This is a genomic window from Acinetobacter sp. WC-743 (genome assembly GCF_000335555.1).
Lineage (GTDB): Bacteria > Pseudomonadota > Gammaproteobacteria > Pseudomonadales > Moraxellaceae > Acinetobacter > Acinetobacter bereziniae.
This window is the reverse complement of sequence record NZ_AMFQ01000151.1, coordinates 16,617-42,744: the sequence shown is the minus strand read 5'-3', so window position 1 is coordinate 42,744 and position 26,128 is coordinate 16,617. Positions and strand designations below refer to the sequence as shown.

Genomic DNA, 26,128 nt, shown 5'->3' with positions numbered 1-26,128 from the left:
ACCCAACCTTGCTTGTGCTATCTTGGAAAATTACAGTTTGAAACCACGGTGTACCGCAACGATACCACCCGTTAAATTGTGATAATCACAGTTTTGGAAGCCCGCATTTTCCATCATACCTTTTAATGTACGTTGATCTGGATGCATACGGATTGATTCTGCTAAATATTTATAGCTTTCAGAATCATTCGCCACAATTTTACCCATGATCGGCAATGCGGTAAATGAATAGAGGTCGTATAGTTTTGAAAATGGTTCAAACACAGGTTTAGAAAACTCAAGGATCAGTAAGCGACCACCTGGTTTTAAAACACGATACATAGCTTGTAATGCAGCATCTTTATCGGTGACATTACGTAAGCCAAAGCTGATGGTAAGCAAGTCAAAACTGTTGTCAGCAAAAGGTTCCAATGTTTCAGCATTTGCCAAAACAAAGTCAACATTGGTACAGCCAGCATCGATCAAACGATCACGACCAACATTCAACATTGACTCATTAATATCTGACAAGACCACATGACCCGTAGGACCGACCTCACGACTGAAAACTTTGGCTAAGTCACCCGTTCCACCTGCAATATCAAGTACATGTTGCCCACGGCGCACGCCAGACATGTTAATTGCAAAGCGTTTCCATAAACGATGAATACCAAATGACATCAGGTCGTTCATGATGTCATATTTGCTTGCCACAGAATGGAATACTTCGGCAACTTTTTGTGCCTTTTCTTCACTGTTTACAGTGGAATAACCGAAGTGGGTTGTTGCACCGACATTGCCTGTATTTGCACCACGTGGCAGATTATATTTAGGCACTTGACCTGACACAGGTGTATCCGTCATCTGCTGTTGTAATGATTGCTGTTGCCCCTGAGGCGCACCTTGCGGTAATGGTTCACTTAGAAATGGACTCACTTTGTCTGTATTTGTTGCCGTTTCAGCTGATGCTGTTGGCTTTTGGTTTTCATTCGACATTTGAGTCACTCCTGAACACAAAAATAAGAAATTTTATATTGCACTGCATAATGACAGATTCTGCAAAATTTTGCAGTCCTCATGATGCAATTGTTATGAATAATATACAAAAACCGATCTGAAAGATCGGTTTGATGATGGCGTAAATCCGATTAGATTTGGAAAGGATTGGGATCGCCACGATGGACTTTTTCAACAATCTCTCGTTCTTTGAGCGTAAATTCATGGATAAATTGAGCAGCAGATTTCATGGGTTTCATGGCAACAAAGCCTTCACCAATAAAGTCATACATCAATTCAAATTTATATTTTGTTGCCGCACCTTTACACATTTTAAAAGCGGTATGCATAATAAATGAACGCATATACTTATCGAGTGCACTCCCTAAATCATCCAGTAAGCTCAACTGTTGTTGGCGAGCTTCAGCTTGATCGAGTTTTAACAAAGTCAGTCGCATCATTTCATCATCAATGATTTGATGTGCAGGATAGTCTTTGAGTAATTGAGCTGCGACTTGCTCATCCAGCTGCATGGCAAGTACAGCCAAACCAACAGATTTTAGTCCGGTTTTGATGGCATTTTCAGGAATGATTTTTTCAGCCTTATGAGCATATTTCAGCAAACGTTCAATCTGTATCGCCAAATCATCAAATTCAGGTCCACCGTATAAACGATTGATGAAATACTTCGCCATCAATTGATTCTCTTTTTGATTAAACAAATCATGATGAGTATTTTGGATACGGGCTTTTAACCAATCCTGTGCTTCATGCAGACGTTGTTTTAAAACCGGGTCAGTGTGATAGCTGAATTGTTGGTATTGTTCTAAAAGCTGATCAAGCGCAGCAAGTTTTGACATACAAAAACTCTAAATTTCGTTTATTTACAGGATAAAGCTAGTTTAGGGATAGCACTATGACAAAAGTGAAAAAACAATAGAGAAATATGGTCAGTGGATTTTTAAATCGGCAAAAATGCAATGTTTTGTACAGAAAATATATAACTCTGTTTTTTGCGAATGGGTATACTCGATAAAACCTTCAGATAAGTAGAGAAGCAGATGATTGAAGAACAATTACCGTTTGCGTTGCGTGATGAAGAAGAATTATCCGTTGATTTGATTGAGGCGCAATATGCGTTAAAGAATTCCAAAGACAAAAACAATGCCAAAAGTTTAGTCATTTTAGTCAGTGGAATTGAGCTGGCAGGTAAAGGGGAAGCCGTTAAACAGTTACGTGAATGGGTTGATCCACGTTATTTACGTGTCAAAGCAGATCCACCGAGCTTATTTAGCAACAAACAAAGTTTTTGGCAGCCTTATGCACGGCATATTCCATCTGAAGGTCAAATTCAGATTTTTTTTGGGAATTGGTACAGTGATTTGTTGTCAACCGCCATGCATGTTTCTAAGCCCTTAGATGAAACCATGTTCGATGCTTATATCGAAAACATGCGTGCTTTTGAACAAGACCTTAAAAATAACCATGTCGATGTAATTAAAGTGTGGTTTGACTTACCATGGAAAAGTTTGCAAAAACGTTTAGATTCAATGGATTCATCTGAACAACGTTGGCATAAGCTCATGGGGCTGGATTGGCGCAATAAGAAACAATACGACACCGTACAAAAGTTGCGACAACGTTTTACTGATGATTGGTATGTGATTGACTGTGATGATTGTATTTCAAGAGATCAGCAATTTGCGCAGTATATTTTACAAGCATTGAAAAAGTTACCCAAGCATAAAACCACGGTCAGAACCAAATGGAAACAAACGGCTGTTCCAGAAGCATTATTACAACCAGCGACGGATGAATTAGATAAAGATCAGTATAAGGATGAATTAAAAAAGCTCACTAAAAAAGTTTCAGAAGCGTTGCGAAACGATTCTCGAAATGTTGTGGTGACATTTGAAGGTATGGATGCGGCAGGCAAAGGTGGAGCAATCAAACGTATTGTCAAAAATCTTGACCCTCGCGAATACGAAATTTATACCATCGCAGCACCTGAACAATATGAGTTGCGTCGACCTTATTTATGGCGTTTTTGGACCAAGATTCAACCAGAGGAAAAAATCAGTATTTTTGATCGAACTTGGTATGGACGGGTCTTGGTTGAACGTATAGAAGGCTTTGCCAAACCTGCTGAGTGGCAACGTGCTTATGATGAAATCAATCGTTTTGAAAAGGACTTGGTAGACAACCAAACGGTATTGGTTAAATTCTGGCTAGCGATCAGTAAAGAAGAGCAAGAAGCCCGTTTTAAAGCCCGTGAACAAACACCGCATAAACGCTTTAAGATTACACCTGAAGATTGGCGTAATCGTGGACATTGGGATGAGTATTTAAATGCAGCGGCGGATATGTTTGAACGAACCAATACTGAATACGCGCCTTGGCATATAGTGGCAACCAACGACAAATATTCAGCGCGTATTCAAGTGTTGAAAGCCATTCTCAAACAGCTAAAAGCAGATTGAAAATTCTTAGGCGTTGGTAGGTATGAGAACATTACAAAAGATTTTGCTTGATCATAAACAGCATTTAACTCTGCCGAGTGAAAAATTAATTCAGCAGTTGCTTCGAAAACTAGATAATGATTCATACTTACCTGATCGTAAAAATGCACAGAAATTGCACCTGCTTTCTACGAATGAGGTCGATAATTTTTTACTCAATTGTTTGGCTAAATATCAACTGTGCAATGAGCTCTATGATTTAAGCAATCATGATATCGGCAGTTTAAGAGCGGTCTGGGTTGTATTGAGTTTCTCGAAAAATCCTGAGGTCATTCAATATTTTGATGATCTAAAGCTTGCACTGCCACGCTTTAGTGCTAAAGTTTAAATTGTTTTGCGTAGGCGATGCCTCACTTTTCAGAGATGAAAAGTGACAAAAATCTTTCGTTGAGCGAGGGGTACATCCTATATACCCCCGCTCAACATGGCGACATCCATGTCGCTTCACGATAGCAAGACCATCTATAGATTCAAAAGGGCGAAATAAATGAATCATCTAAATCACTTGTATGAATAATCAGGCGGTTTGCCTATATAATTCAACGTAAAAAAGTTGAGGCGTGGATCAAAAATCGGTTTGTGCTTGAATGACAAATTTTCTTTTTCTATGTTCATTTTTTTATGTTGATTTTGTCTCATAAAGCGGACTAAGTCGCGCTTTATGAGTGTATAAATAGAGATTATGAATATTTAACAACGCTGGCTTGTTGTTTTTGCTGAATGCCTTTGGCAAGCTTATAACATTCATCTACATGCGTTTCAGCCACTTTTTTCATGACAATATAGCCTAAACTTGCAGCAATAATTGAACCACCAAGCGGAATGAATTTGGTCACTTGTTTGGTGATGATTTTTGCAGCCATATTGTTAAAGGATGCTTTAACAGCAGTACGTGCCACCACTAAACCTGAAAATTCGAAACCACGTTTGCGCAGTTCATTCCAGTGGATTTTTTTGGTGGCAGGATCATAAACACTGATTTGATCTGGTGCTAAACCAAAGCGAGCATTGATTTCAGGAATCAGGAAAGACAACATACCAACATCAATGACCACATCAAAAAATGGCACTGGTACAACTGCTGCACCCGCAGAGACATAGGAACGCTTTTTGACAAGTTCTAAGCATTCTTCACGAACCTGTTCTAGATTCAAGGTGGGATCAATCGAGTCTGGAATTTTATCAATTTTCATAAATCAAATACCTATGTTTCAAGCTTTTTGTCATATTTCTGGAAACTCATGTTTGAGCTTGAAATTGTGAAGTTATTTCCAAATAATGTTTTAAAAATGCCATAGTATATTGTTGTTGTATAGTGGCGAATGTTTATGTTTTGTGCATGAACATAGACAATAGAATATTGAAAGTTGAGGAATTATGGCAATACATGTGATTCAAAGCCAACGCATTGATGTCTTGGTGCAAGGGCTTTTGCAAAATACCATTCGGCCATCCAAAAATCCTTTTGCAGTTTTGCAAACGCAACATTTTATTGTACCTAGTCCTGCAGTGCAGGAGTGGTTAAGTCAACGTATCGCAGAACAACAGGGCATTAGCGCCAATAGCCAATTTCATCAGCGTATCCGTGGATTTCAATGGTTTGCTTATCAACAAGTACTTGATGATAAAGACAAAGTACGTAAAGCCAATATTCCACGTCTGATTATGAAGTGGCGGATTTATCAGACTTTAAAAAGCTTTATTGAACATGATGAAAATAGTCTGGCTGAAGACCATCCGTTGCATTCTATTATTCAACGGATCTATGACGCCGCTTCACAGTTACAACAAGGTTTAGATAAACAACTGAAAAAGCAAAGTATGTTGTATTGGGTGTCTGAGCAGGTTTCAAAACTGTTTAGTCACTATATGTTGTACCGTGCTGATTGTGTACGTGGCTGTCCGCAGAATCAAGCTTGTCAGTGCCCAAGTAATTGGTTGGCGCAATGGGGGCGTGGAGAAGCACTGAATTTAGAACAGCAATTTTTTAAGACCAATCAGCAGATTTCAGCATTTACGCTGAATCAGGCACAAGAACTGGAAAACTGGCAACGTTGGTTATGGCAACATACATTTCATGATGATTTTATTGAAATGCAGAGTATTGATGCTGATTTTTGGCATGTGATGGAGGATGTTCAACAACGACCACAGGCTCTAAAAAAATTACCAAGTCAACTGATTGTCTTTACCTTGTTGGATTTGCCACCCAGTCAATTACAGTTTTTGAGACGACTAGGACAGTACTTGGATGTGGTGATTTTACATTACAATCCATCACAAGAATACTGGGCAGACAGTGTCGATCCCAATTGGAAAAAACAATACGATTTAAGGGTTAAAGAACGCTTTATTGGCAAAAATCCCAATGCAACAGATGCGGATATTCAAAAATTTTTCGATGAATTTACCTTAAATTTTAATGCTGAAATTCGAGAATCTCGTCATCCTTTATTGACACGTTTTGGCAAACAAGCGCGTGATCATTTTTCGATTCTTTCCAATCTATCTTCTGGAGAAGAAGGACAGTGGGTAGATGCTTTTGTCGATGAAGAACCGATTAATTTATTGACTAAACTCCAGTCCGATATTCTTTATTTAGTTGAGCCAGAGGCACATGCTTATCCAATCGCAAAAGAGGATGATTCGATTCAGATTCATGTATGTCATTCTGCATTAAGACAACTTGAAGTACTGAGAGATCAATTGATTGCTTGGTTAGCCAAAAGCTCGTTAGATCAGCCTCGCCGTCCAAATGATATTTTAGTTTTAGTGCCAGACTTAAAACAGATTGAGCCTCTGATTCGCAGTGTATTCCCTCATACACCGAATCAGGACAGTGTTTATTTGCCTGTGAAAATTGCAGGAGTGACGGCATTGGATGCTCATAATGCTTGGCGTGCTGTGCTAGGACGTATTCAATTGATTGAAAGTCGTTTTAGCATTGAGGATTTTGCAGATTGGTTAAGTTTAACTGCGACTCAATTACGTTATGATTTAGATATTGCTAATACAGAACGCATGATTGAATTGCTGATCAACGCTGGATTTAAACGTGGTTTAGATGCGCAACACTTAAAGCGCTCGTTGAGTCAAGATGACGATGATTTTCGTTTTAGTTTTAAATTTGCATTGGATCGTCTGGTATTGGGCATTGCAATTCCAGAACATCGATTATTTGAAAATGTGTTGAGTTATGCACAAGTCTTTACAGCTGATTTTGAGCTGATCACGACCTTGGTACAGATTTATCAAGACTTTGATCATCGTAGAGATTGGATGATTGCACATGAGCTCGGCAAGCAAACCACATTAAAATGTAATGTGGAAGCGTGGTTAAAATTGCTAATGCAGGATATTGTTGAATTTGAACAAGCAGGTGTCGAATCTTTAAAAACGGTACGTGAGATCGTAAAAAAACAAGAACGTATGCTGACTTTGGCGAGTTTCTATGACGAGCAAGAACAGTCTATTCTCCAAGATATTGATTTGCCTTTGGCATATTTACTCAATGAAATTCAAAACTTATTAGAGGGGCAAATTGATCAGGCTTTACCGACAGGGCAGATTACGTTTAGTCAGATCGGACAAATTCGCCCGCTGCCTTATAAGCTGATCGTACTGTTAAATTTGGATGGCGGTAAATTCCCAGATCGTGATGTTCATGTCCCTTTCGACTTAATGCAAATCCTTAAACCACAGTTGGGTGATCGTTCACGTTTGGATGATGATCAAGGTGCATTTTTAGATGCTTTACTGTTGGCACAAGAAAATCTATGGTTATTTTACAATGGCTTTGATGTCAGTGATGGTGAGGTTCGAGATCCATCGAGTGTCTTACAAGAGTTGATCAATCATATTGCATTTATTAGTCAAGCCGATCATTTGCAATCAACATCCACATCAAATACATGCCCTGAGAATTTGACTGCTGTAGCACAAATCGTGTCCTTAGATGGAATTGAAGTACCAGAACAGATTCAAACTTTATACCATGTCCATACTTTACAGCCCTTTGAGCCTTCTGGTTTTGAATCCCAACAGTCCATCCGTTATCAGGACCAATGGTTCCAAGTCGCACAACAGATTCGTCAAACAGAGGCATTGGCTCAACGTGATGCTTGGGTGAATACCCCTTATCCATCAGCTCAAGACGATATTATGGTATTGGATGCAGGGCAGTGGATTCAAGATATGACCTTCCCTGCACGATTATATTTAAAAACCTTGGGTGTTGAAAATCTAAGCGCAGATGATATGCCTGCATTGAATGAACCTTTGATTTTGGATGGCTTGGCACGTTATCAAATCCGAGATTTTTTACAAAAGGCGACGCTTCATTCTGTAGATGATGCGACGGTAAATGATATGCGGTTATTGCAGAATCAACTTCCAATAGGCAAGGTCCAGCTCAGCGCTTGGCAAATCGGCTTGGCTGAACAAGACAGTTTAAAAGCACGCTTAAAGCATTATGCGCCTGAAGTGACATTGACCACACAGCGTCAGTGGCGGATTGAATCTGGTTTGGTTATGAACATTACCTTGCCTCAACAGCAGCGCGCAGATTGGGTCAGTTTAGATGCCTCAAGTGGTCGTGCTAAACGTCGTACTAAAGTTTGGTTAGAGTATTTGTTGTGGCTGAGTTATTTAAATCTGGATGCCGAACAGTCGAAAGGTCTACAACGGATTGCGGTATTTAGTGATGTGACGATCATCAATACAGGATTAAGTTCAGCACAAGCAAAACAATATTTATTGGCATGGTTTAAAGCCTTTGCTTATGGACAGTCTGAGCCTTTGGTATTGCCCGCTGCATTGTTATTGAAGCTCAGTGAAAATAATAAAACATTGACCTGGATAGCTGAAGACTCTGGTCGTTCAGTGATTGAGGATTTCACAGTAATACTCAATGAGTGGAATAAAAGTGATGCATTTTTACCTTATGATTTGACGGAAATGGAGTGGAGTAAAAAGCATCGGGATTGGCAATTTATTTTGCAGGAACAAGATGCGACTGCACTGCTCAAGCATGCTTGTGATCAATTTGCGTATGATCTTTACCAACCTATTTATCAGTATCAAACTGTTGCGGAGGAATCATGATGACTTCCGTAAATTTATCGCTTAGTAACACAGCCAGTAGCAAAAAAAAGCAGGTTTCGATTCAACCGATTGAAGATATGCACTTTGCAGGTTTACATTGGATTGAAGCTTCCGCAGGCACAGGGAAAACATATACCTTGTCCAGTTTGATGGTGCGGATTTTTTTAGAAAAATACTTACCAAGCCAAGTGATTGCAACTACATTTACTCGAAAAGCTGCTGCAGAGTTGAAAAGTCGGATTCGTTCACGTTTACAAGATACGTTTCACTATTTTGAATCCTGTCGAGAGTTGACTGAATCACAGGTTTTAAACAAAGCCCAGCAGGAAACCGATCCTTTATTTTCTAAGTTGTTGAAAACATTTGCATCACAAGTGGCTTATGCCTGTGAACGTCTAAAACTGGTGATTGATCAACTTGATGAATTGTTTGTGGGGACCTTAGATAGCTTTAGTCAAAAACTATTACGTGAATTTGCTTTTGAAAGTGGCAAGATTGAGCGTGCAGAAATTACTGATGATGAAAAAAGCTATACTTATCAATTGATTCACGATGTTTTAAGGGCATGGATTCAAAAACAACCGCAAGATATTGTCGATAGTTTGATGTTTGCAGGAGAGTTACATGGCGTCGACTACTATGCATCGACAGTTGAGCAAAGTTTAAATTTCGCATCGGCAAAATTTGTTGAGCCACAATTTTCTACTGTGGATGCTCAATCATTTCAACAGGCAATAGAACAATTGTCGCAAATCCAATTGCAACAGTTACAAACACTTGAAGCTTATTATTTATTGGACGGTGATTATTATAAGTTTTGTAATGGGACAAAATTTAGGAGTGATCGTTTTCATCGTATTTTTACCAAGAGTCTGCCGCAAATTATTCAAACCATCCAACAACAGGGCTATAAACATTATTTGAGTTCTGGGTTGGCAGTGGAAAAGTCTGATTTTTCCACTTTGATCAAAGTGCTTCGTGAACAACAGATCTTTAAGAAAGCAGCCCCTGAACATGTACAGCTGGGATTTTATCAACATCCGATTGTTCAACAGCTGTTGAGTATCTATGCGCAAATCGAAGTATTTGAAAATCAGTTGCTCGGAACCAATACTTTTCTTAAATATTATTTGGCGCAAGAAGTGAAACAGCGCTTGCCACAAGTATTACAACAAAAGGGCGAAACCACCTTTGCCCAGCAAATTCGAACGCTTGCGGAAGCTTTACAAGGTGAACAAGGACAACGGTTTGCTACTTTTGTCCATGCACGTTATCCCTTAATTTTGGTTGATGAGTTTCAGGATACCAACCAAGATCAAGACGATATGTTAGCGCAAATTTGGCGTCATCCAAGTCGAGTTAAGAATGGCTGTATGATCATGGTGGGTGATCGTAAACAAGCGATTTATGGTTTCCGTGGTGGGGACATGCTGACTTTTTTAAAAGCACATCAGGATGTGTTTGGTAAAGATGGCAACGAATATAACTTGATCTATAACCATCGTTCAGTAAAACCCTTGGTTGAGGTGGTCGATGCCTTATTTCAAAGACAAATGGATTTTGGCGAGCAGGTGATCTATACCCCTGTGCAAGCAGGTAGTCGCCCCCATCCAGATCTGTTGGATCAGGGACAGATAAATCCTCAACCTTTAAGATGGCTCAAATTAGCAGATAAACAGCTTGAAGCAGAACAAGTGGCATGGAAAATCCGTGATTTGCTCAATCAAGGTATTCAAGGCAGTTTATTGTTTAAGGAGAAATCCGCGCAGCGTCCGTTAGATGAAAATGACATTGCTATTTTATCGAAAAACCACGATGGGCTGGACAAGGCACAAGCTGCGTTAGAGTTTCTGGGGATTCGCACCAATCGACCTTCGAAAAAAAGTGTTTTTGAAAGTCAGATTGCCCATGATGTTGGTGCTGTACTGACAGCAATTTTGCACCCTTACCATGAAGCGAAAGTAAAACGTGCTGTATTAAGTCGTATGATGGGTTTGAGCTTAAAAGATTTGATTGCCTTAGAACAGCATGCAGATGGCTTAAGTGAATACATCGAGTTGTTTGATCAGGTCCGTGAAATATGGCTGAATCAAGGTTTCTTAACTGCTTGGCAATATCTACTCAATCAGTGTGCGGTCTGGAAAAAACTGGTGGAAAAGCGTAGTCGTGATAATGAGCGTGTGGTGGTGAATTTACGTCATTTAACTGAACTGCTCAGCCAACACAGTGAAACATATCAAGGTGCGCAAAATCTTTATCATTGGTATTTAAAACAGCTGACTGCACCAATGGAACGAGAGTGGGAAATGGAGCGTAAACTGTCCAATGAGGCAGGGGTCCAGTTGATGACCATTCACCAATCGAAGGGTTTAGAGTTTAAATTTGTTTTTTTACTGGGTGCAGACAAAGACTTTAAAGAAATCAATAAGACCTTGAACTTTTCGACAGCAGTCCAATTAAATAGCCAGACAGGGCAGACTGAACAACAGCGTGTGGTGGCTATTAATGACAGTAATTTACTGGATAAAAAAGATATCGAACAACATAATGAGCGTGCTTTAGCAGAACATCATCGTTTGTGGTATGTGGCGTTGACCCGTGCCAGTTATCGTGTTTATGCCATGTTGAGTGATACCAAAGAAAAGTCGACAACAGGTTTGGCATTTTGGCGGGGTCAAGGTGCTGATGTTTTTCAGCATATCGGTAGCTGTATGGAAGACTTACTGACTGAGCGTCCTAAAGCACTGGAAAAACCTAACTCTGAAGATCCTTTACCATTAATTGCGCAAGCATTTCCAACACAGCGTTTTTATCCGCGGGGAAAAACCAGTTTTAGTGCTTTGGCCCAACATTTAACACGACAACAAATTCAAGATGCCTTGGCAGTTTCTGAACAAAAGCAAGACCGTGCAGAAGATGAAATTCAACAGCCGATGATTGAAATTATTCAGCAAACACAGCCTGAGCAACCGATTGCATGGATCAAAGCCAATTTTCCAATGGGCACCATTGCAGGAAATTTCTTGCATGAAATCTTCGAACATATTGATTTTCAGGATACACGATATTGGCATCTTGAAATTCGTCGACGTTTTAAAAATGACTACTCCAGTTTGTGGACAGAATTGCTTGAAAAATACCGACTGGCTTTTTTAAACCAAACTGTCGAGGAGAATGCTTTAGCTCAATCCAATGCTGAAGAAACTTTGCTGACTTGGGTTGCTGAGTGGCTGGCTGAGGTCTTATCCACACCAATTCTCAAAAATTTCCAATTAAAACAGCTTGAACCTCATCAACATTTGGCTGAGTTCCCATTCTATTTATCGCTTTCAGATCGAGTTTTGGCAATTCAACGGATTTATCAGTTATTTGATGAGTACGGAATAAAAATGCCTGAGTTTAATGATGCTCGTTCAGCCCGTTATCTCAACGGCTCAATTGATTTGGTTTTCTTTGATGGGCAGCAATATCATATTGCCGATTATAAAAGTAATTTTCTGGGTGCGGATCAACACAACTATACCTCTGAAGCCGTTCAAGAGAGTATGTCACATGCCAGTTATTGGTTGCAGGCAGCGTTATATTTGGTGGCTTTACATCGCTATTTAAAAATCCAACTTGAAGACTACCAAATTGAACGGGATTTAGGTGGTGCAACTTATTTGTATTTACGTGGTATGAATGCTCAAGTCGGTCAAGGCTATTATTTCTGGCGCCCCACCACAGAGTTTATTTTGAGATTAGATGCGATACTGGGCTATTTTGTTGAGGATAAATCTAGTGAAATTGTGTGAATAGTTGTTTGAAAAACTGTATAAACAATAGGTTATCATGTGGATAACTGTGTTGAAAACCTTGTAGATAACTCTGAGGATAACTGTGTGGAAAATCAACAGGATTTAGAAAGTCAAGTCCCACAATGGATTGAGACATGGAGTAAATATGTTTTAACACAGTATTCCACAAGCCCTAAATTAGATGAACATGCACTTGAACTGGCACAAGAAATACTTTTGGCAAGCACTCAGGGTGATAGTTGTATTCCCGTAAAGGATAAAAATACAACAGGGTTAAAGTCCTTGATGATTCACGCAGACAATCCAGAAAGCGCAGTTGCGCCGTTTGTACAAGATCATGAATATCTTTATCTCTATCGTTATTGGCAACTTGAGAGACGCTTGGCACAACAAATTAAACGTCTGAGTGTGCAATCTACTACTCAGGTGGATGTTTCGGAATTTGATGAACTATTGACTGATGCTTATCAAAAAGCGGCTTTGGCTATGGTCGCGAAATCGGCTTTGAGCATGATTACGGGGGGACCGGGTACAGGTAAAACCTATACTTTGGCAAGAATCATTGCCGTATTATATCAAGCAACTCCAGATATTCGAATCGCGATGGCAGCACCTACAGGAAAAGCTGCACAACGTATGGGGGAAGCTTTGCAGAAGTCCTTGTCTGATCCTAAATTACAACATTTTGGTTTAAGTCAAAATCTATTTAATCCGATGACCTTGCATCGTTTGTTGGGATTAGGTCATCAACAGACCCCGCGCTTTAACCAACGCCAACCACTGCCTTATGACGTTGTGGTTGTAGATGAAGCTTCAATGCTGGATTTAAATTTAGCAACCATGCTGTTTGAGGCGATTCCTGAACATGGACGTTTAATCCTGTTGGGCGATGCAAATCAATTGGCTTCAGTGGATGTCGGTGCAGTCCTTGCTGATCTGCAACAGATGGAAACTTTGTCTGATCATCGGGTCAATTTAATGACCAGTCAACGCTTTAAAGAAGGTGCATTGATTGGGAAAATGGCAAAGTTTATTCAAATGCAAAAAACGCTGGATACTGCTCCATCGCAACTTTTAGCACACTTTGAACAAGAGGTGGTTGTTGCAGGAGAACTTAAACCAGTTGATTTATTATCAGACATGCAAGATGTCATTCAACTTGAGTATCTTCCTGAAAAAATTGCGCAAACTGATTTAGCGGGCTACTACAAGAAATTAAGTTTAGGTTTCCATACTTATTTTGAAAGCCTTCAGGTTTATTTGAATACCGACACAGCACATGATCAAGCCAAGATGGTCGTACACGCGTTTGACAGTTACCGGATTCTCACCGCGATACGTCATGGGGTAATGGGTTTAAACAGTTTAAATACAGAAATGGAAAAAGCTTTATTTGAATATATTCCGACCCTATCCAAACGAGGAGATTGGTATGTGGGGCGTCCTGTGATGATGATCTACAATGATTACCAATTAGGACTCTCTAACGGAGATATTGGGATTTGTCTGAAACACCGTCAACAGCAGGGACAATTCGAAGTCTATTTCCCTAGCTTGGATAAATGGTTTCCTGCAACTCGTTTGCCTAAAGCAATGCAGACGGCTTTTGCACTGACGATTCATAAATCACAAGGCTCAGAATTTACTCATACCGCAGTAGTTTTAGATTCGGCAGCAACTCGGCTATTAAGTCAAGAGTTGATTTATACCGCAATTACACGAGCCAAATCTGTGGTCAGTCTCTTGGTGGATCAAAGCGCATTTGTACAATCTCTGAATATAGCAACCACACGTACTAGTGGATTGGTTAGGATGGTTAATGCGGTATAATTATTTTGAAGTTTAAATTGATAATTTGAACATTGTACGAAATTGCTTACATGAATTCGAGAGATTTGCGCATAGAGCTTCATGTTAGTTTTTGAGATGATGAAGCCATAAAGAGCTCGGCAAGGATCGTTGAGTAAAATCGCAAAATAAGAACAACTTGAAGTCGTGAGACTGCGAACTTACAAGAAAGTAAGTAATAAAGAGGAAACTTACAGCCGCTAAGCCTTGTAGTTTTGGGAGAGACTACAGGGCTTTTTTATTGCCAAGGGATTGTCACTCTAGTTTTCAAATTATGATAGGTTCATCTTTTATTTTTGTTAGTTTAGATTAAAAATTATACTTGAAATCTACATTTATTATGTCATCTATCACATTTTAAAAGGCTTTTTATGAAACTCACCACGGTCATTTTTCTGTACGCAATTTCTCACATAAAGATGAGTTAAATACGACTTTTGTCTTACATATTTGACATGCATAATAAGTCATATATGGACATAATTGGTCACATGGTCGTGAAAATGAATGTCAGTGATAAAACAATAAGTGTCGAGAGCACAATAAAGATAATAAATAAGATACCGACAATAACTAAACAAGAAACTACAGCGCAACGGAAAAGCCCTAAGAGTAATCTTAGGGCTTTTTCATATCTTACTTTCTGATTTAAACCAACTCTGTTTCAGTACGATCTGTACCAAATACAGCACGACGTTGTGCTTTCGGGATTTTAGGGCAGTTATTGGAAATTTGATAAAGTGTTTGTGCCAATGCAGGAATATGTGTACCCATGACGGCTTTTCCTGTATTTAAAATACTGACACTAATATCACGTTGAGGATCAGCCCAGCATAAGATATTGGAAAATCCAAGATGACCAAACGCTTGTCCTGTCATTGGACCAAAAATACCCAAAGGATTGCTGCCTAACATTGGACCTAATGCATAGCGCATAGGGGCAAGTAGTGTTCGATCAATATTGGTGGTGGATGTTGGTAGCGTTGCACGGAAAACCGTTTCTGGGCTCATAATACGTTTGCCCTGATATTCTCCACCATTCAACAACATTTCAAAAAAACGGTTGGCTTGTTCTGCACTGGTATAAATGTTGCCAGCAGGGCAGACAGTATCCATAAAGCGTGGATCATTGGTTACATCTACCGCAAGTTGTAATCCCCCACCTAAAACATGATTTAAATATAAATCAGTTCCAAGTTTTGGATGTACACCAGTCGGATAATTCAGCGCGACTTGATCGCGATATTCAGGTTTTAAACCATAATTGAAAAACGGCATATTCATGGGTTTTTCAATTTTTTCATGGAGGAATTGACGGAGATCTTGTCCAGTCACGCGCTCGATCAATTCACCTAGAATATAACCTGCTGTGACTGCATGGTAAGCTAAATGTGAGCCTGCAGGGGAAATCGGCTGTGCAGCATAGAGATATTGTAAAATTTGATCTTTATCAAATAATAGCTCGGGGGTGACTTGCATTTCTATACGTGGAATGCCACCACGATGCGACAGTAAATGAAAGATTGTGGCACGGCGTTTGCCATTTTGTGCATATTCAGGAATGTAATGACTGATCGGGTCCAATAAGTTGATTTCACCTGTTTCATCTAACATGTGAATCAAGATGGCGGTAATCATTTTGGATGCTGAAAATAAGCAAATGGGGGTATCTGGATTTGCAATCACGGCATTTTTGGCTAAACCATCCGCAGAGTTTCCTGAGGCATGCCCCAAACTGCGGTTCAATATGATTTGACCTTTACGTCTTAAACACACACTGATCAGGGGGTGATTACCTGTTTGATAAAGGTGCTCAATACTCTGCCAGATTTTATCTACTTGTTTTACGGTCATTCCCCCGAGTTCAGGATGAACTTCATTTTTATTACTGGTGATGCTGCCCAAATCCTTGGGTACAAAACAGGTGTTGGTCGAAAATAACTTCACAATCGTTGTCCATGCTTATTTTTATTCAGAACAAGTGTGAACTGAGTCGAGATAAATGTCTGTGTCCGAATTGCCATGCACTGTGTAAAAAAAGTGCAATATTGATGTGCTTTTATCATCAAGTGAAACTTGCTAGAACTGAGATGTACAATATTTTTGCAATCTCAACATACTTCCTTTAAAATAAGCCTCTGCTGTAGTGATGCACGGCAGTTAAATTGGTTTTGAAGAATCAATTTGATTTGTATCAAGTATTTAAATTAAGCATCTCGGAGAAATCGAATGGCTTTAACAAACGCAGATCGCGCAGAGATCGTTGCAAAATTCGCTCGTGCTGAAAATGACACTGGTTCACCAGAAGTACAAGTTGCTTTATTGACTGCTCAAATCAATGATTTGCAAGGTCACTTCAAAGAACACAAACACGACCATCATAGCCGTCGTGGTTTGATCCGTATGGTTAACCAACGTCGTAAGCTTCTTGACTACCTTAAAGGTAAAGATGCTACTCGTTATAGCGATTTGATTGCTGCTTTAGGTTTACGTCGTTAATTCGATTTAAACTTTTATTTTCGGATTATTGCATGCAGAATGCTGTATTGATGAAAACTAAAGTCTATCCAGTATTTACTGGATAAAAGGGAAGGGGCGAATATTCGCTCCTTCTTCGTGTTTAAAATTAGTCTAAATAAAGATTTATTGTCTAGTGAGGTCGGCTTCTAAGCTTTGTCATTTATGTAACAGATATGAATGCCAAACCTTAGGGGTCTCCACTAGAATAAAATTAGGAAACAAAAATACATGTCAATGTTTAATGTTATTCGTAAAGAATTTCAATATGGTCAACATCAAGTTGTATTAGAAACAGGTCGCGTTGCTCGTCAAGCAAACACTGTATTGATCACTATGGGTGGTGTAACTGTTCTTGTAGCTGTCGTTGCACAACCTACTGCTAAAGCAGGACAAGACTTTTTCCCACTTACAGTAAACTATCAAGAAAAACAATATGCTGCAGGTCGTATCCCAGGTGGATATGGTAAGCGTGAAGGTCGTGCTTCAGAGTCAGAAACTTTAATTTCTCGTCTTATTGACCGCCCAATTCGTCCATTGTTCCCTGAAGGTTACTATAACGAAATCCAAGTGACTGCTACAGTTGTTTCTTCTGATAAAACAATGGAAGCGGATATCGCTGCAATGTTGGGTACTTCAGCAGCTTTAGCTATCGCTGGCACACCTTTCCGTGGTCCAATCGGTGGTGCGCGTGTTGGTTTAATCAACGGTGAATATGTTCTTAACCCAAATTTAGAACAGCTTGCTCAATCTGATCTTGATCTTGTTGTTGCAGGTACAGAATCTGCGGTATTGATGGTTGAGTCTGAAGCGAAAGAGCTTTCAGAAGACCAAATGTTGGGTGCTGTGCTTTTCGGTCATGATGAAATGCAAATTGCGATCCAAGCGATTAAAGAATTTGCTGCTGCCGCTGGTGCAACAGAATCTACTTGGACTGCTCCAGTTAAAAACGAAGACCTTCGTGCAAAATTAAAAGACGCATTTGAAGCGAAAATCTCTGAAGCATATACCATTGCGGTTAAGCATGACCGTTATGCTGCATTAGATGCTTTACAAGCTGAGGCTGTTGCGCAGTTTGTTCCAGAAGAAGATGTTGATGGTATCGCTGACGACTTAAATGAACTCTTTGAAGATTTAAAATACCGTACAGTGCGTGACAATATCCTTTCAGGTAAACCACGTATTGACGGTCGTGATACCAAAACTGTTCGCGCATTAGACGTACAAGTGGGTGTATTGGATCGTGCTCATGGTTCAGCATTGTTTACGCGTGGTGAAACTCAGGCGTTGGTTACAACGACTTTAGGTAATACACGTGATGCGTTGATGGTTGATACTTTAGCGGGTACAAAAACCGACAACTTCATGTTGCACTATAACTTCCCAGCATACTCTGTGGGTGAGACAGGTCGTGAATCTGGTCCTAAACGCCGTGAAATTGGTCATGGTCGTTTGGCTCGCCGTGGTGTTCAAGCGGTACTTCCACCAGCTGATCGCTTCCCGTATGTGATTCGTATCGTGTCTGACATTACTGAATCAAATGGTTCATCTTCAATGGCTTCTGTATGTGGTGCATCATTGTCACTTATGGATGCAGGTGTTCCACTTAAAGCGCCAGTTGCAGGTATTGCAATGGGTCTCGTAAAAGAAGGTGAGCGTTTTGCTGTGCTTTCTGACATCTTAGGTGATGAAGACCACTTAGGTGATATGGACTTTAAAGTCGCAGGTTCTGCAAACGGTATTACTGCACTTCAAATGGACATCAAAATCGAAGGAATCACAGAAGAAATTATGGAAGTTGCGTTGAATCAAGCATATGCAGGTCGTATGCATATTCTTAACGCAATGAACCAAGTGATTTCACGTGCTCGCCCTGAAATTTCAATGCATGCGCCAACATTCCAAGTGATCAACATCAACCCTGATAAGATCCGTGATGTGATTGGTAAAGGTGGTGCGACAATTCGTCAAATCACTGAAGAAACTAAAGCGGCAATTGATATCGAAGACAACGGCACAGTACGTGTATTTGGTGAAACTAAAGCAGCAGCTCAAGCAGCGATTGCAAAAATCCAAGCACTTACAGCAGAAGTTGAACCAGGTAAAATCTACCCAGGTAAAGTGATTCGTATTGTTGAATTCGGTGCATTTGTAAACATTATGCCGGGTACAGATGGTTTACTTCACATCTCACAAATTTCAAATGAACGTGTTGCAAACGTGACAGATATTTTGGCTGAAGGTCAAGATGTTAAAGTTCAAGTTGCTGATGTAGACAACCGTGGTCGTATTAAATTAACGATGAAAGATGTAGACCAAGCATAAGCTTGCTAGGCTTTAGACCCTTTTAGTTTGTTTAAAGTCTAATAAAAAAAGCCCGCCTTGAGTTTTGCCAAAGTAACAACTTTGGCTTGCTCAGGGCTTTTTTTATGGCATGATGCATAGCAAGAAAGATCAATAATTACTGTGAATATGCAAAGTTTCTATTTTTTTCAGCATCCTGATGAACCTTATACTTGTATACAGAAACAACCTGTGCTCGATGCAGAACAACAGTTTGTTTGGGTGGATTGTACGCGTGAAGATGTAGTTAATCGTGCGGAGCAATGGCAAAAAGAAATTCATAATGATACGGACGTTCATCTCAATGAATATCATATTCGAGATATTTTAAACATCGAACACCCATGTGCCTTTGATACGATGGAAGATTATGATTTATTAATTTTTCGGAAACTGATTACTCCAGATGATCAGATCAGTAGTGGTGACACGGCATTAGAACAACATGATCGTGTTTTTGGTTTAGCGACATCTCCAGTCAGTTTTATTATTACCCCTCAAGCTTTAATCACCGTACGTGAGCAGGGCAACCATGCCTTTGAAAGCTATTTAGCTCGTATCCTGAATATCATGAATAAGGATTTAGAAGAGCAAAACAAACCACGCAAGCTCCCGAGAACACCCTTAGATTTAGCATTACGTTTATTAAATAGCATGATTGATGGCTATCTGGATTTGCGCAATCCGCTTTCACGCCGTGTCGAGTTTTGGCAACAAGAACTTTTGCAAGGCAATCGTCGCTTTTCAAAATGGCATCAACTATTCCAAGAGAATATGGTGTTTCAGCAAATTGAAAACCTATGTGAAGAACAAATTGATTCTTTACAGGAACTTCGAGATGAAATTGTTGAAAACTATGCCCATTTAAAAGGTAAAAAGCATAGTGAAAAGCAAGATATTATTTTGGTTCGAGTCGATGATTTGGTGAGCCATGTCGAACGTATCCAAAAGTATACGGTGAGATTGAGCACAGCCATCCAAACAGCAATTGATTTACATTTTTCAGCGATCGCCAATCAAACCAATGAAAACATGCGAATACTTGCCATTATTACTGCGGTATTTGCACCACTCACCTTATTAACGGGTGTTTATGGAATGAATTTTGAATTTATTCCCGGTTTGCGTAGTCCAATGGGATTCTGGATTATGATTGGGGTGATGCTGGCATGTACGATCGGCTTATTAATCTACTTTTACCGCCGTCATTTGGTTGGACGTGGTGAAAGAAGTGTGATTGATATGTTGGCACAACAACATAAAAATCAGCACGTGAATTTATTATGGTTTTTGGATTATGAGCCGATCAAACAAACCATGAAAGAAGTTGAAAAAATCACAAAACTGAAATAATTAAATATTATTCTGGTTGAGGATTGATATGAGCTGTTTTTTGTAAAATCAAATAGAGTTGATCTTTTAATCTCAATTTTTTACGTTTAAGTTGCTCAATATTTTCATGAATATGATTGAGGGGATCAAGTTCAAGATGACTGATTTCACGATCCAGTTCATCATGATCAATTAAAAGCTTGGCAAAATGTGGATCTTCTTGTTTTAGCATACACATGAGATCACGATATTCTGGGAACATGTGTTTCAACTTTTTATTCATTACTTTCGAATTCATTAGCGCCTATAACCTCTTGCATAAAAATTCTAACAATCAAACAAAAACGGAAAGACAAGTTCTGCATCATGACAGGTTAAATATTAACCTGTCACTAGGCATTAACATTTTGAAATGAATTAATGAGCATGGAGGTGAAGGTGTTTGACTTGTTTGCGTAATTGTTGAACCTCGTCAAGTAAATCCATCATCATCGCGACAGCAGATAGACTGGCTTCAAAGTCACGTTGCAAGCGGTAGGCTCGACGTGCTCGTGAAATATCTTCTCCAAAAAATTGATGGATACGATTTTCTGGGCGTGCAGGTAAAATCTCATATTCCAATAATTGCAAAATCCATTCAGGGCTTTGACCGCATGCTTCAGCAAAATGTTTGAGATCTAAATTTATGTTTTCATCTACGATTTCCGCATCATGGAAACCGTCATAGACAATTTCACGATATTGAATGGTTGTCATGATTGCTCTCCTTTAGCATCGTTATATGCATCTATAAAAATTATGAACGTGGGTGAAAGTCATTAAAAGCATCTGCAAAATCTTGATATGCTTTTTGCTGTTGGTCTGTGGTGACTTTGGGATAAACAATATTGATCACCAAATAAAGATGCCCGGGTGTCTTATTGGGTATGCCTTTGTCTTTTAGGCGTAACTGTTGATCATTTTTGGCATTTTTTGGAACAGTGACTTTGACTTTACCAGCAGGGGTGTCGATTTCAATACTTTGACCAAGCGCTGCTTCCCAAGGTGTGACATCAACTGTGTAGTAAACGTCAGCGCCTTCAACGCGAATGCGGTCAGTGTCTTGATATTGGATTTCAATATACAGATCACCATTTTCACCCCCATTGATACCCGCTTGACCTTGTTTGGACAGACGAATTTGCTGTCCTTCTTTCATGCCTTTTGGGATTTTAACTTGCAAGGTTTTTCGCTGTACTTCAGGCTCACCATAAGCATTGTAAGTTGGAATTTGCAAGGTAATGCTTTGTGTTGCACCTTCATAACCAATATTTACAGGAATTTGAATACTGGCATGTTGATCCTCACCTCGATAACTACGTTGCTGTTGAGAGCCTCTTTGTCCAAAATCTTGTGAGCGCCCACCACCAAAACCACTGCCAAAGCGACCAAATAGGTCTTCAAAGCCACTAAAGTCTTCGCCACCACCTTGACTATAACTGCGATGGAACTGACTACCATCAAAACCACCTTGCCCTGAAGATTGCCCACCGAAGCCACTTGCATTTGCGTAAGGATTGTCTAACTCAAAATCATATTGTTTTTTCTTTTCTTCATTGCTTAATGTGTCGTAAGCCACATTGATTGCTTGCATTTTGGCTTCGGCATCTGCCTCTTTACTCACGTCAGGGTGGTATTTGCGCGCTAATTTTCGATATGCCTTTTTTATCTCATCTGGTGTCGCAGTTCGAGAAACACCTAAATCTTCGTAATAGTTTTTTGCCATAGTTCAGGTCATTATTTTGTTTAACTTTATTCTATTTTTATGCCTTTTTTTAGGCAGATGGAAGAGTAACTTAGTGTGGTTATTGTTTCAAAACTTATTTTTGAGTCATATTGGCATCATCGTGAGTCAAAATGCATTAATATAAAAAAGGGTATAAGCCATGATGACAGCTTTGTATCATGTAATATTCATTGAAAAATAAATGTATCCAAAAAGATTAATCCTGTGAACTCACATCAAAAATATTATAAAAAAAGCGCCGAAGCGCTTTTTTTATAATTAACCACAATTATTCAATTCTGACCCAAGTTTGAGATCGACCCAATAAGGAAATTCCAATATATCCACGGAGTGTTAATCGGTTGCCTTTAGGATTAATTTTAATTTTACCCGAATAGACATTGCCAGATAATGGGTCTAAAACATGTCCTGCAACATATTCACTAGGATTATCTGGACTTTGTTTAAAGTCATCAATAATTTTCAAGCCAACGATTGGGGCGTCTTTTAGATTGCCTTTGCATTTATGGCAATATCCCACTAAAGGGCTATTGGGCAGGGGGCGGGTATTATAAATTTTACCGCTATAAGTCCCATTTGGATTTTTACTGATTTCAACATCTGCTCTGGAATAGCCAGTTTTGTCATCAATCGCCTTCCATTTACCTGCAAGATCTGCTGCTTGTGTCAAGCCTGTAAACAACAGGCAACTGAACATAACAAGTGCTTTTATTTTCATTGGATATCCTTGTGATGAATTGAAATAGAATAAAAAAAGAGCAAATTAGTTTGCTCTTTTTTAAATTAAAATCAATATGTTAAAGGGTTGGAAACTTAAATATAAATCACTAAAATGTCGATCAATTAACTTAAATGTTCGCCAAAGAGATTTAATGCTTCTTTTGCTGTGAACTGGTATTTCTTATTGCAGAATTGGCAATCCATTTCGATTGGATTTTGGATTTCCAAAGTTTCCTTCACTGCATCTAAGCCAATTTGAATCAATGCATTTTTACATTTATCACGTGAACAAGTGCAGTTAAATTGAAGTTGTTCAACATCAGGCAAGCGAACTTCTTCTTCGTTGTATAAACGATACAGAATTTCTTGCGCAGTCAAGTCAGTTAACTCTTCAGGTTTGAGAGTTTGGGTCAACATAATTAAACGTGGCCACAAATCTTCATCTACACGCTGTTGTTCTTCTTCATTATTACGTGGTAATAACTGAATCAGTAGTCCCCCCGCATTGTGGTGGGTGCTCGCTAAAACAATGCGTGTTGGAATTTGTGCAGAAAGGTCATAGTACTGCATTAAGCAACCCGCAAGGGTAGGTTGATCAAGTGGTACAATTCCTTGATAACGTTCACCCATTTCAGGTTCAATGTTAATAAATAAAACAGGTTGTTGTAGCGTGCTGAGTACAGTGCTGCTGTCTTCACTCAACATGAAGTGTGGATCTTCTTCATAATCTGCAAGCGCACGTACATCACCTAAATGATTGCACTCAGCCATCGCCCACTTAAATGTACCTTGGGCTTGAATTTGTAAGCTAATACGTCCTTTTATTTTTAATGTACTTGCCAATAATGCGGTAGCACTCAACATTTCACCAAGTAAGATACGCACAGCAGGCGCATAATTACGTTGTGACAAAATAGTTTGTAGTGCCGTATCTAAATGCACAATCTCACCACGCACAGGGTTATCTTCAATATAAAAACGTTGACGTAAATCAGACATAAAATTCTCCAAATCCCTGTTTAGATGGTGACGATATTATAAATCACAAGTTCATTTCACCCTAAAAACGATGCTTCTTAAAGTTAATTTTCGTCATCACGGGCAATATTGATACGATCATATTGGATAGATGCATTTTCGGGTTGAGCTACAGGACGTTCTAGACCTGATTCATCCAGATCTGGCATGTCTTTGTATTTCTCCAGATTTTGATGTTCTACTTGGGCATCACTTTCAAATAGATGCTCAAGTTCAGAAATAAAATCACGGTAACTTTCAAAAACTTTTTGCTCATCCGTATAAATACGCTGTTGGCGTGCTAACAATTCTTCATCATAGTTTCTAAACAACTCGACACTTTTATAAGCTTCTTCTTTGCTCATGCCCAGTTCACAGAGTGTTCGATAACCCATACCCAATGAGGTTAAGTAGGTTTCGCGCCATATATGTTTTACCCCCACATCACGTAGTAAATGCATATGATAGCGATCACGAGCACGTACCAATAATGTCAGGTTGGGGTAATTAAGTAAAATATGGCGAGAAACATTCATGGAGTCCTCAACATCGTCAATCGCCAAAACAAAAACTTTGGCTTGTTCTATTCCTGCTGAACGTAATAAATCGGGTTGTGTGACATCACCATAATATAAAGTACCGCCATAACGGCGAACAAAGTCAATTTGCTGCAGATTGTTGTCAATTGCAGTAAATGGAAAATGGCGAATGCGTGCTAAACGTGCAACGATTTGTCCGACACGACCAAATCCAGCAATAATTAAAGCAGGATGTTCATTGGGAATGTCATCGTATTTAGGTGCTGTATTTTTATTGATTAAGGGTAAAAGCCAACTGCTGACCAACCAAAATACAACAGGGGTGAAGATCATGGACAAGGTCACAATCAAGGTGATCGGTTCCAAAATTGCTTCAGTCAACACTTTTTCACTCTTGGCGACATTCAAAACCACAAATGCAAATTCACCACCTTGAGCCAAACAGCTTGCAACCATCAAGCTGTTGGTCCAAGTCATTTTTTTATAGCGTGCAATCGCTAGCATGGTCAGCAGTTTAATCAGGACTAAACCAATCGCTCCACCAACGATCAGGAGCGGCATGTCTATGACTAATGAGATTTGTGTGGTCATACCCACAGTCATAAAGAAGAGACCGAGTAATAATCCTTTAAATGGCGCAATGCTGGCTTCTAGTTCATGACGAAACTCTGAGTCTGCAAGCAATACACCTGTTAAAAATGCACCTAATGTCGTGCTGATGCCCAGTGTATCCATCAATAAAACTACACCCAGAACGATAAATAATCCCACTGCGGTGATGAGTTCTGTAGCACCACTTTTTGCCACAAAGCGGAAAAAGGGACGCATGACATAACGACTAAAAAGAAATAAACCTGTAAATGTCGCGACAATCGCAGCAAAGTAAGCTACACCGTGATGGCTAGATTCACTGCCTGCTAAAAGCGGAATAATTGCCAGTAAGGGAATTGCGGCAATATCCTGAAAAAGTAAAATAGAAAAAGACTGTTGACCATGTGTGGTGTTGAGTTGTTGTTTTTCTTCCAAAAGCTGTAAAACGAAAGCAGTTGATGACAATGCTAAGGCAAAGCCGATGACAAAGCTTGCGGGCAGTGATTGTTGGAAAAGCAAAAAGAGCGTACCCATCAGTACCACACCGGTCACAACGACTTGTAAACTCCCCATGACAAAAATCGACTGACGCATTTCCCACAAACGTTGTGGGCGAAGTTCCAAGCCAATCAGAAACATTAACAGAATCACGCCAAACTCAGCGAGATGCATAATTTCATCTGGATCATTGGCAATATTCAGCGCACTTGGACCGAGCAATATTCCTGTAAATAGATAACCGAGCACAGTCGCAATGCCCAGTTTTTTCCCGAGGGGAACAAGGATTAAAGCTGCACCAAGAAAAATGGTGATTTGGAGTAACAATGACATTCACGTGCCTTACATTCTTTTCTTTCTCAGGAAATTGTAGCTTGATTTTGTGACTGACTTGGAGATATTTATTGAGAAATTGCTTGTGAGTAGAATAAAAGTGAATAATTTCTTTAAATTTAAAGCCTTAAAATAATGGATTTTTTTAACGTACTTTTTAAAGCAAAAATCATCTAAACCTAGCCTTTTATCAATGTCTGATGTCGCTAT

General features: G+C 39.4%; 18 protein-coding genes. 8 read left to right on the top strand and 10 right to left on the bottom strand.

From position 1 onward, the window contains the following. Window positions 1-30: 30 nt before the first annotated feature. A complete protein-coding gene (ubiE, locus tag ACINWC743_RS22795) occupies window positions 31-975 on the bottom strand; it encodes a bifunctional demethylmenaquinone methyltransferase/2-methoxy-6-polyprenyl-1,4-benzoquinol methylase UbiE (protein WP_005034279.1) in 945 nt (314 codons plus the stop codon). A gap of 152 nt (window positions 976-1,127) precedes the next feature. Further along, window positions 1,128-1,835, bottom strand: a complete 708-nt coding sequence (locus ACINWC743_RS22790) for an FFLEELY motif protein (RefSeq protein WP_004825341.1) — start codon at window positions 1,833-1,835, stop codon at window positions 1,128-1,130. Between the two features lie 201 nt (window positions 1,836-2,036). On the opposite strand from ACINWC743_RS22790, the gene ACINWC743_RS22785 reads away from it, so the two are divergent. Next, the gene (locus ACINWC743_RS22785; RefSeq protein ID WP_005034278.1) at window positions 2,037-3,455 is read left to right on the top strand and encodes a polyphosphate--AMP phosphotransferase; all 1,419 of its coding nucleotides are present in this window, start codon (window positions 2,037-2,039) and stop codon (window positions 3,453-3,455) included. 22 nt (window positions 3,456-3,477) lie between these two features. Continuing rightward, complete coding sequence (locus ACINWC743_RS22780) at window positions 3,478-3,822, top strand: hypothetical protein (protein WP_009587189.1); 345 nt, start codon at window positions 3,478-3,480, stop codon at window positions 3,820-3,822. A gap of 352 nt (window positions 3,823-4,174) precedes the next feature. Here the strand turns inward: ACINWC743_RS22780 and ACINWC743_RS22775 are convergent, their stop codons facing one another. Beyond that, entirely contained in the window at window positions 4,175-4,687 is a 513-nt protein-coding gene (locus tag ACINWC743_RS22775; protein ID WP_009587201.1) for a hypothetical protein, read from the bottom strand. 184 nt (window positions 4,688-4,871) lie between these two features. Here ACINWC743_RS22775 and ACINWC743_RS22770 point away from each other — a divergent pair, with 184 nt between their 5' ends. The 3 genes from ACINWC743_RS22770 to recD all read left to right on the top strand — a co-directional run bounded on the left by ACINWC743_RS22770 (window position 4,872) and on the right by recD (window position 14,224). After that, window positions 4,872-8,597 (top strand): exodeoxyribonuclease V subunit gamma, encoded by a 3,726-nt coding sequence (locus tag ACINWC743_RS22770; RefSeq protein ID WP_009587185.1) that lies wholly within the window; start codon window positions 4,872-4,874, stop codon window positions 8,595-8,597. Further along, window positions 8,597-12,391: a UvrD-helicase domain-containing protein gene (locus ACINWC743_RS22765; protein ID WP_009587208.1), complete on the top strand. Its 3,795-nt coding sequence runs from the start codon at window positions 8,597-8,599 to the stop codon at window positions 12,389-12,391. The genes ACINWC743_RS22770 and ACINWC743_RS22765 overlap by 1 nt, the downstream gene beginning before the upstream one ends. A gap of 87 nt (window positions 12,392-12,478) precedes the next feature. Continuing rightward, window positions 12,479-14,224, top strand: a complete 1,746-nt coding sequence (gene recD, locus ACINWC743_RS22760) for an exodeoxyribonuclease V subunit alpha (protein WP_009587180.1) — start codon at window positions 12,479-12,481, stop codon at window positions 14,222-14,224. A 666-nt stretch (window positions 14,225-14,890) separates the two neighbouring features. Here the strand turns inward: recD and ACINWC743_RS22750 are convergent. Then, window positions 14,891-16,189, bottom strand: a complete 1,299-nt coding sequence (locus ACINWC743_RS22750; protein WP_009587187.1) for an EstA family serine hydrolase — start codon at window positions 16,187-16,189, stop codon at window positions 14,891-14,893. Window positions 16,190-16,471: 282 nt separating this feature from the next. On the opposite strand from ACINWC743_RS22750, the gene rpsO reads away from it, so the two are divergent. The 3 genes from rpsO to ACINWC743_RS22735 all read left to right on the top strand — a co-directional run bounded on the left by rpsO (window position 16,472) and on the right by ACINWC743_RS22735 (window position 20,455). Next, window positions 16,472-16,741 carry a 30S ribosomal protein S15 gene (gene rpsO, locus ACINWC743_RS22745; protein WP_004725514.1) on the top strand — a complete coding sequence of 90 codons (270 nt, stop codon included), beginning with the start codon at window positions 16,472-16,474 and terminating at the stop codon, window positions 16,739-16,741. Window positions 16,742-16,996: 255 nt separating this feature from the next. Further along, window positions 16,997-19,084, top strand: a complete 2,088-nt coding sequence (gene pnp / locus ACINWC743_RS22740; protein ID WP_171064930.1) for a polyribonucleotide nucleotidyltransferase — start codon at window positions 16,997-16,999, stop codon at window positions 19,082-19,084. A 147-nt stretch (window positions 19,085-19,231) separates the two neighbouring features. Further along, the gene (locus tag ACINWC743_RS22735; RefSeq protein WP_009587195.1) at window positions 19,232-20,455 is read left to right on the top strand and encodes a magnesium transporter CorA family protein; all 1,224 of its coding nucleotides are present in this window, start codon (window positions 19,232-19,234) and stop codon (window positions 20,453-20,455) included. 7 nt (window positions 20,456-20,462) lie between these two features. On the opposite strand, the gene ACINWC743_RS22730 is transcribed toward ACINWC743_RS22735, so the two are convergent. From ACINWC743_RS22730 to ACINWC743_RS22705, 6 genes are all read right to left on the bottom strand, one after another. Further along, complete coding sequence (locus ACINWC743_RS22730) at window positions 20,463-20,732, bottom strand: YdcH family protein (RefSeq protein WP_004825328.1); 270 nt, start codon at window positions 20,730-20,732, stop codon at window positions 20,463-20,465. Between the two features lie 119 nt (window positions 20,733-20,851). Then, window positions 20,852-21,190, bottom strand: coding sequence for a chaperone modulator CbpM (locus ACINWC743_RS22725; protein ID WP_009587211.1), 339 nt, complete (start codon window positions 21,188-21,190; stop codon window positions 20,852-20,854). 40 nt (window positions 21,191-21,230) lie between these two features. Beyond that, complete coding sequence (locus ACINWC743_RS22720) at window positions 21,231-22,199, bottom strand: DnaJ C-terminal domain-containing protein (RefSeq protein WP_004825326.1); 969 nt, start codon at window positions 22,197-22,199, stop codon at window positions 21,231-21,233. A 289-nt stretch (window positions 22,200-22,488) separates the two neighbouring features. After that, window positions 22,489-22,938, bottom strand: a complete 450-nt coding sequence (locus tag ACINWC743_RS22715; RefSeq protein ID WP_009587191.1) for a DUF2147 domain-containing protein — start codon at window positions 22,936-22,938, stop codon at window positions 22,489-22,491. Between the two features lie 125 nt (window positions 22,939-23,063). Then, window positions 23,064-23,939, bottom strand: a complete 876-nt coding sequence (locus ACINWC743_RS22710) for an Hsp33 family molecular chaperone HslO (protein WP_009587205.1) — start codon at window positions 23,937-23,939, stop codon at window positions 23,064-23,066. Between the two features lie 83 nt (window positions 23,940-24,022). After that, on the bottom strand, window positions 24,023-25,918 hold the full coding sequence (locus tag ACINWC743_RS22705) for a monovalent cation:proton antiporter-2 (CPA2) family protein (protein ID WP_009587206.1): 1,896 nt from the start codon (window positions 25,916-25,918) through the stop codon (window positions 24,023-24,025). Window positions 25,919-26,128 lie beyond the last annotated feature (210 nt).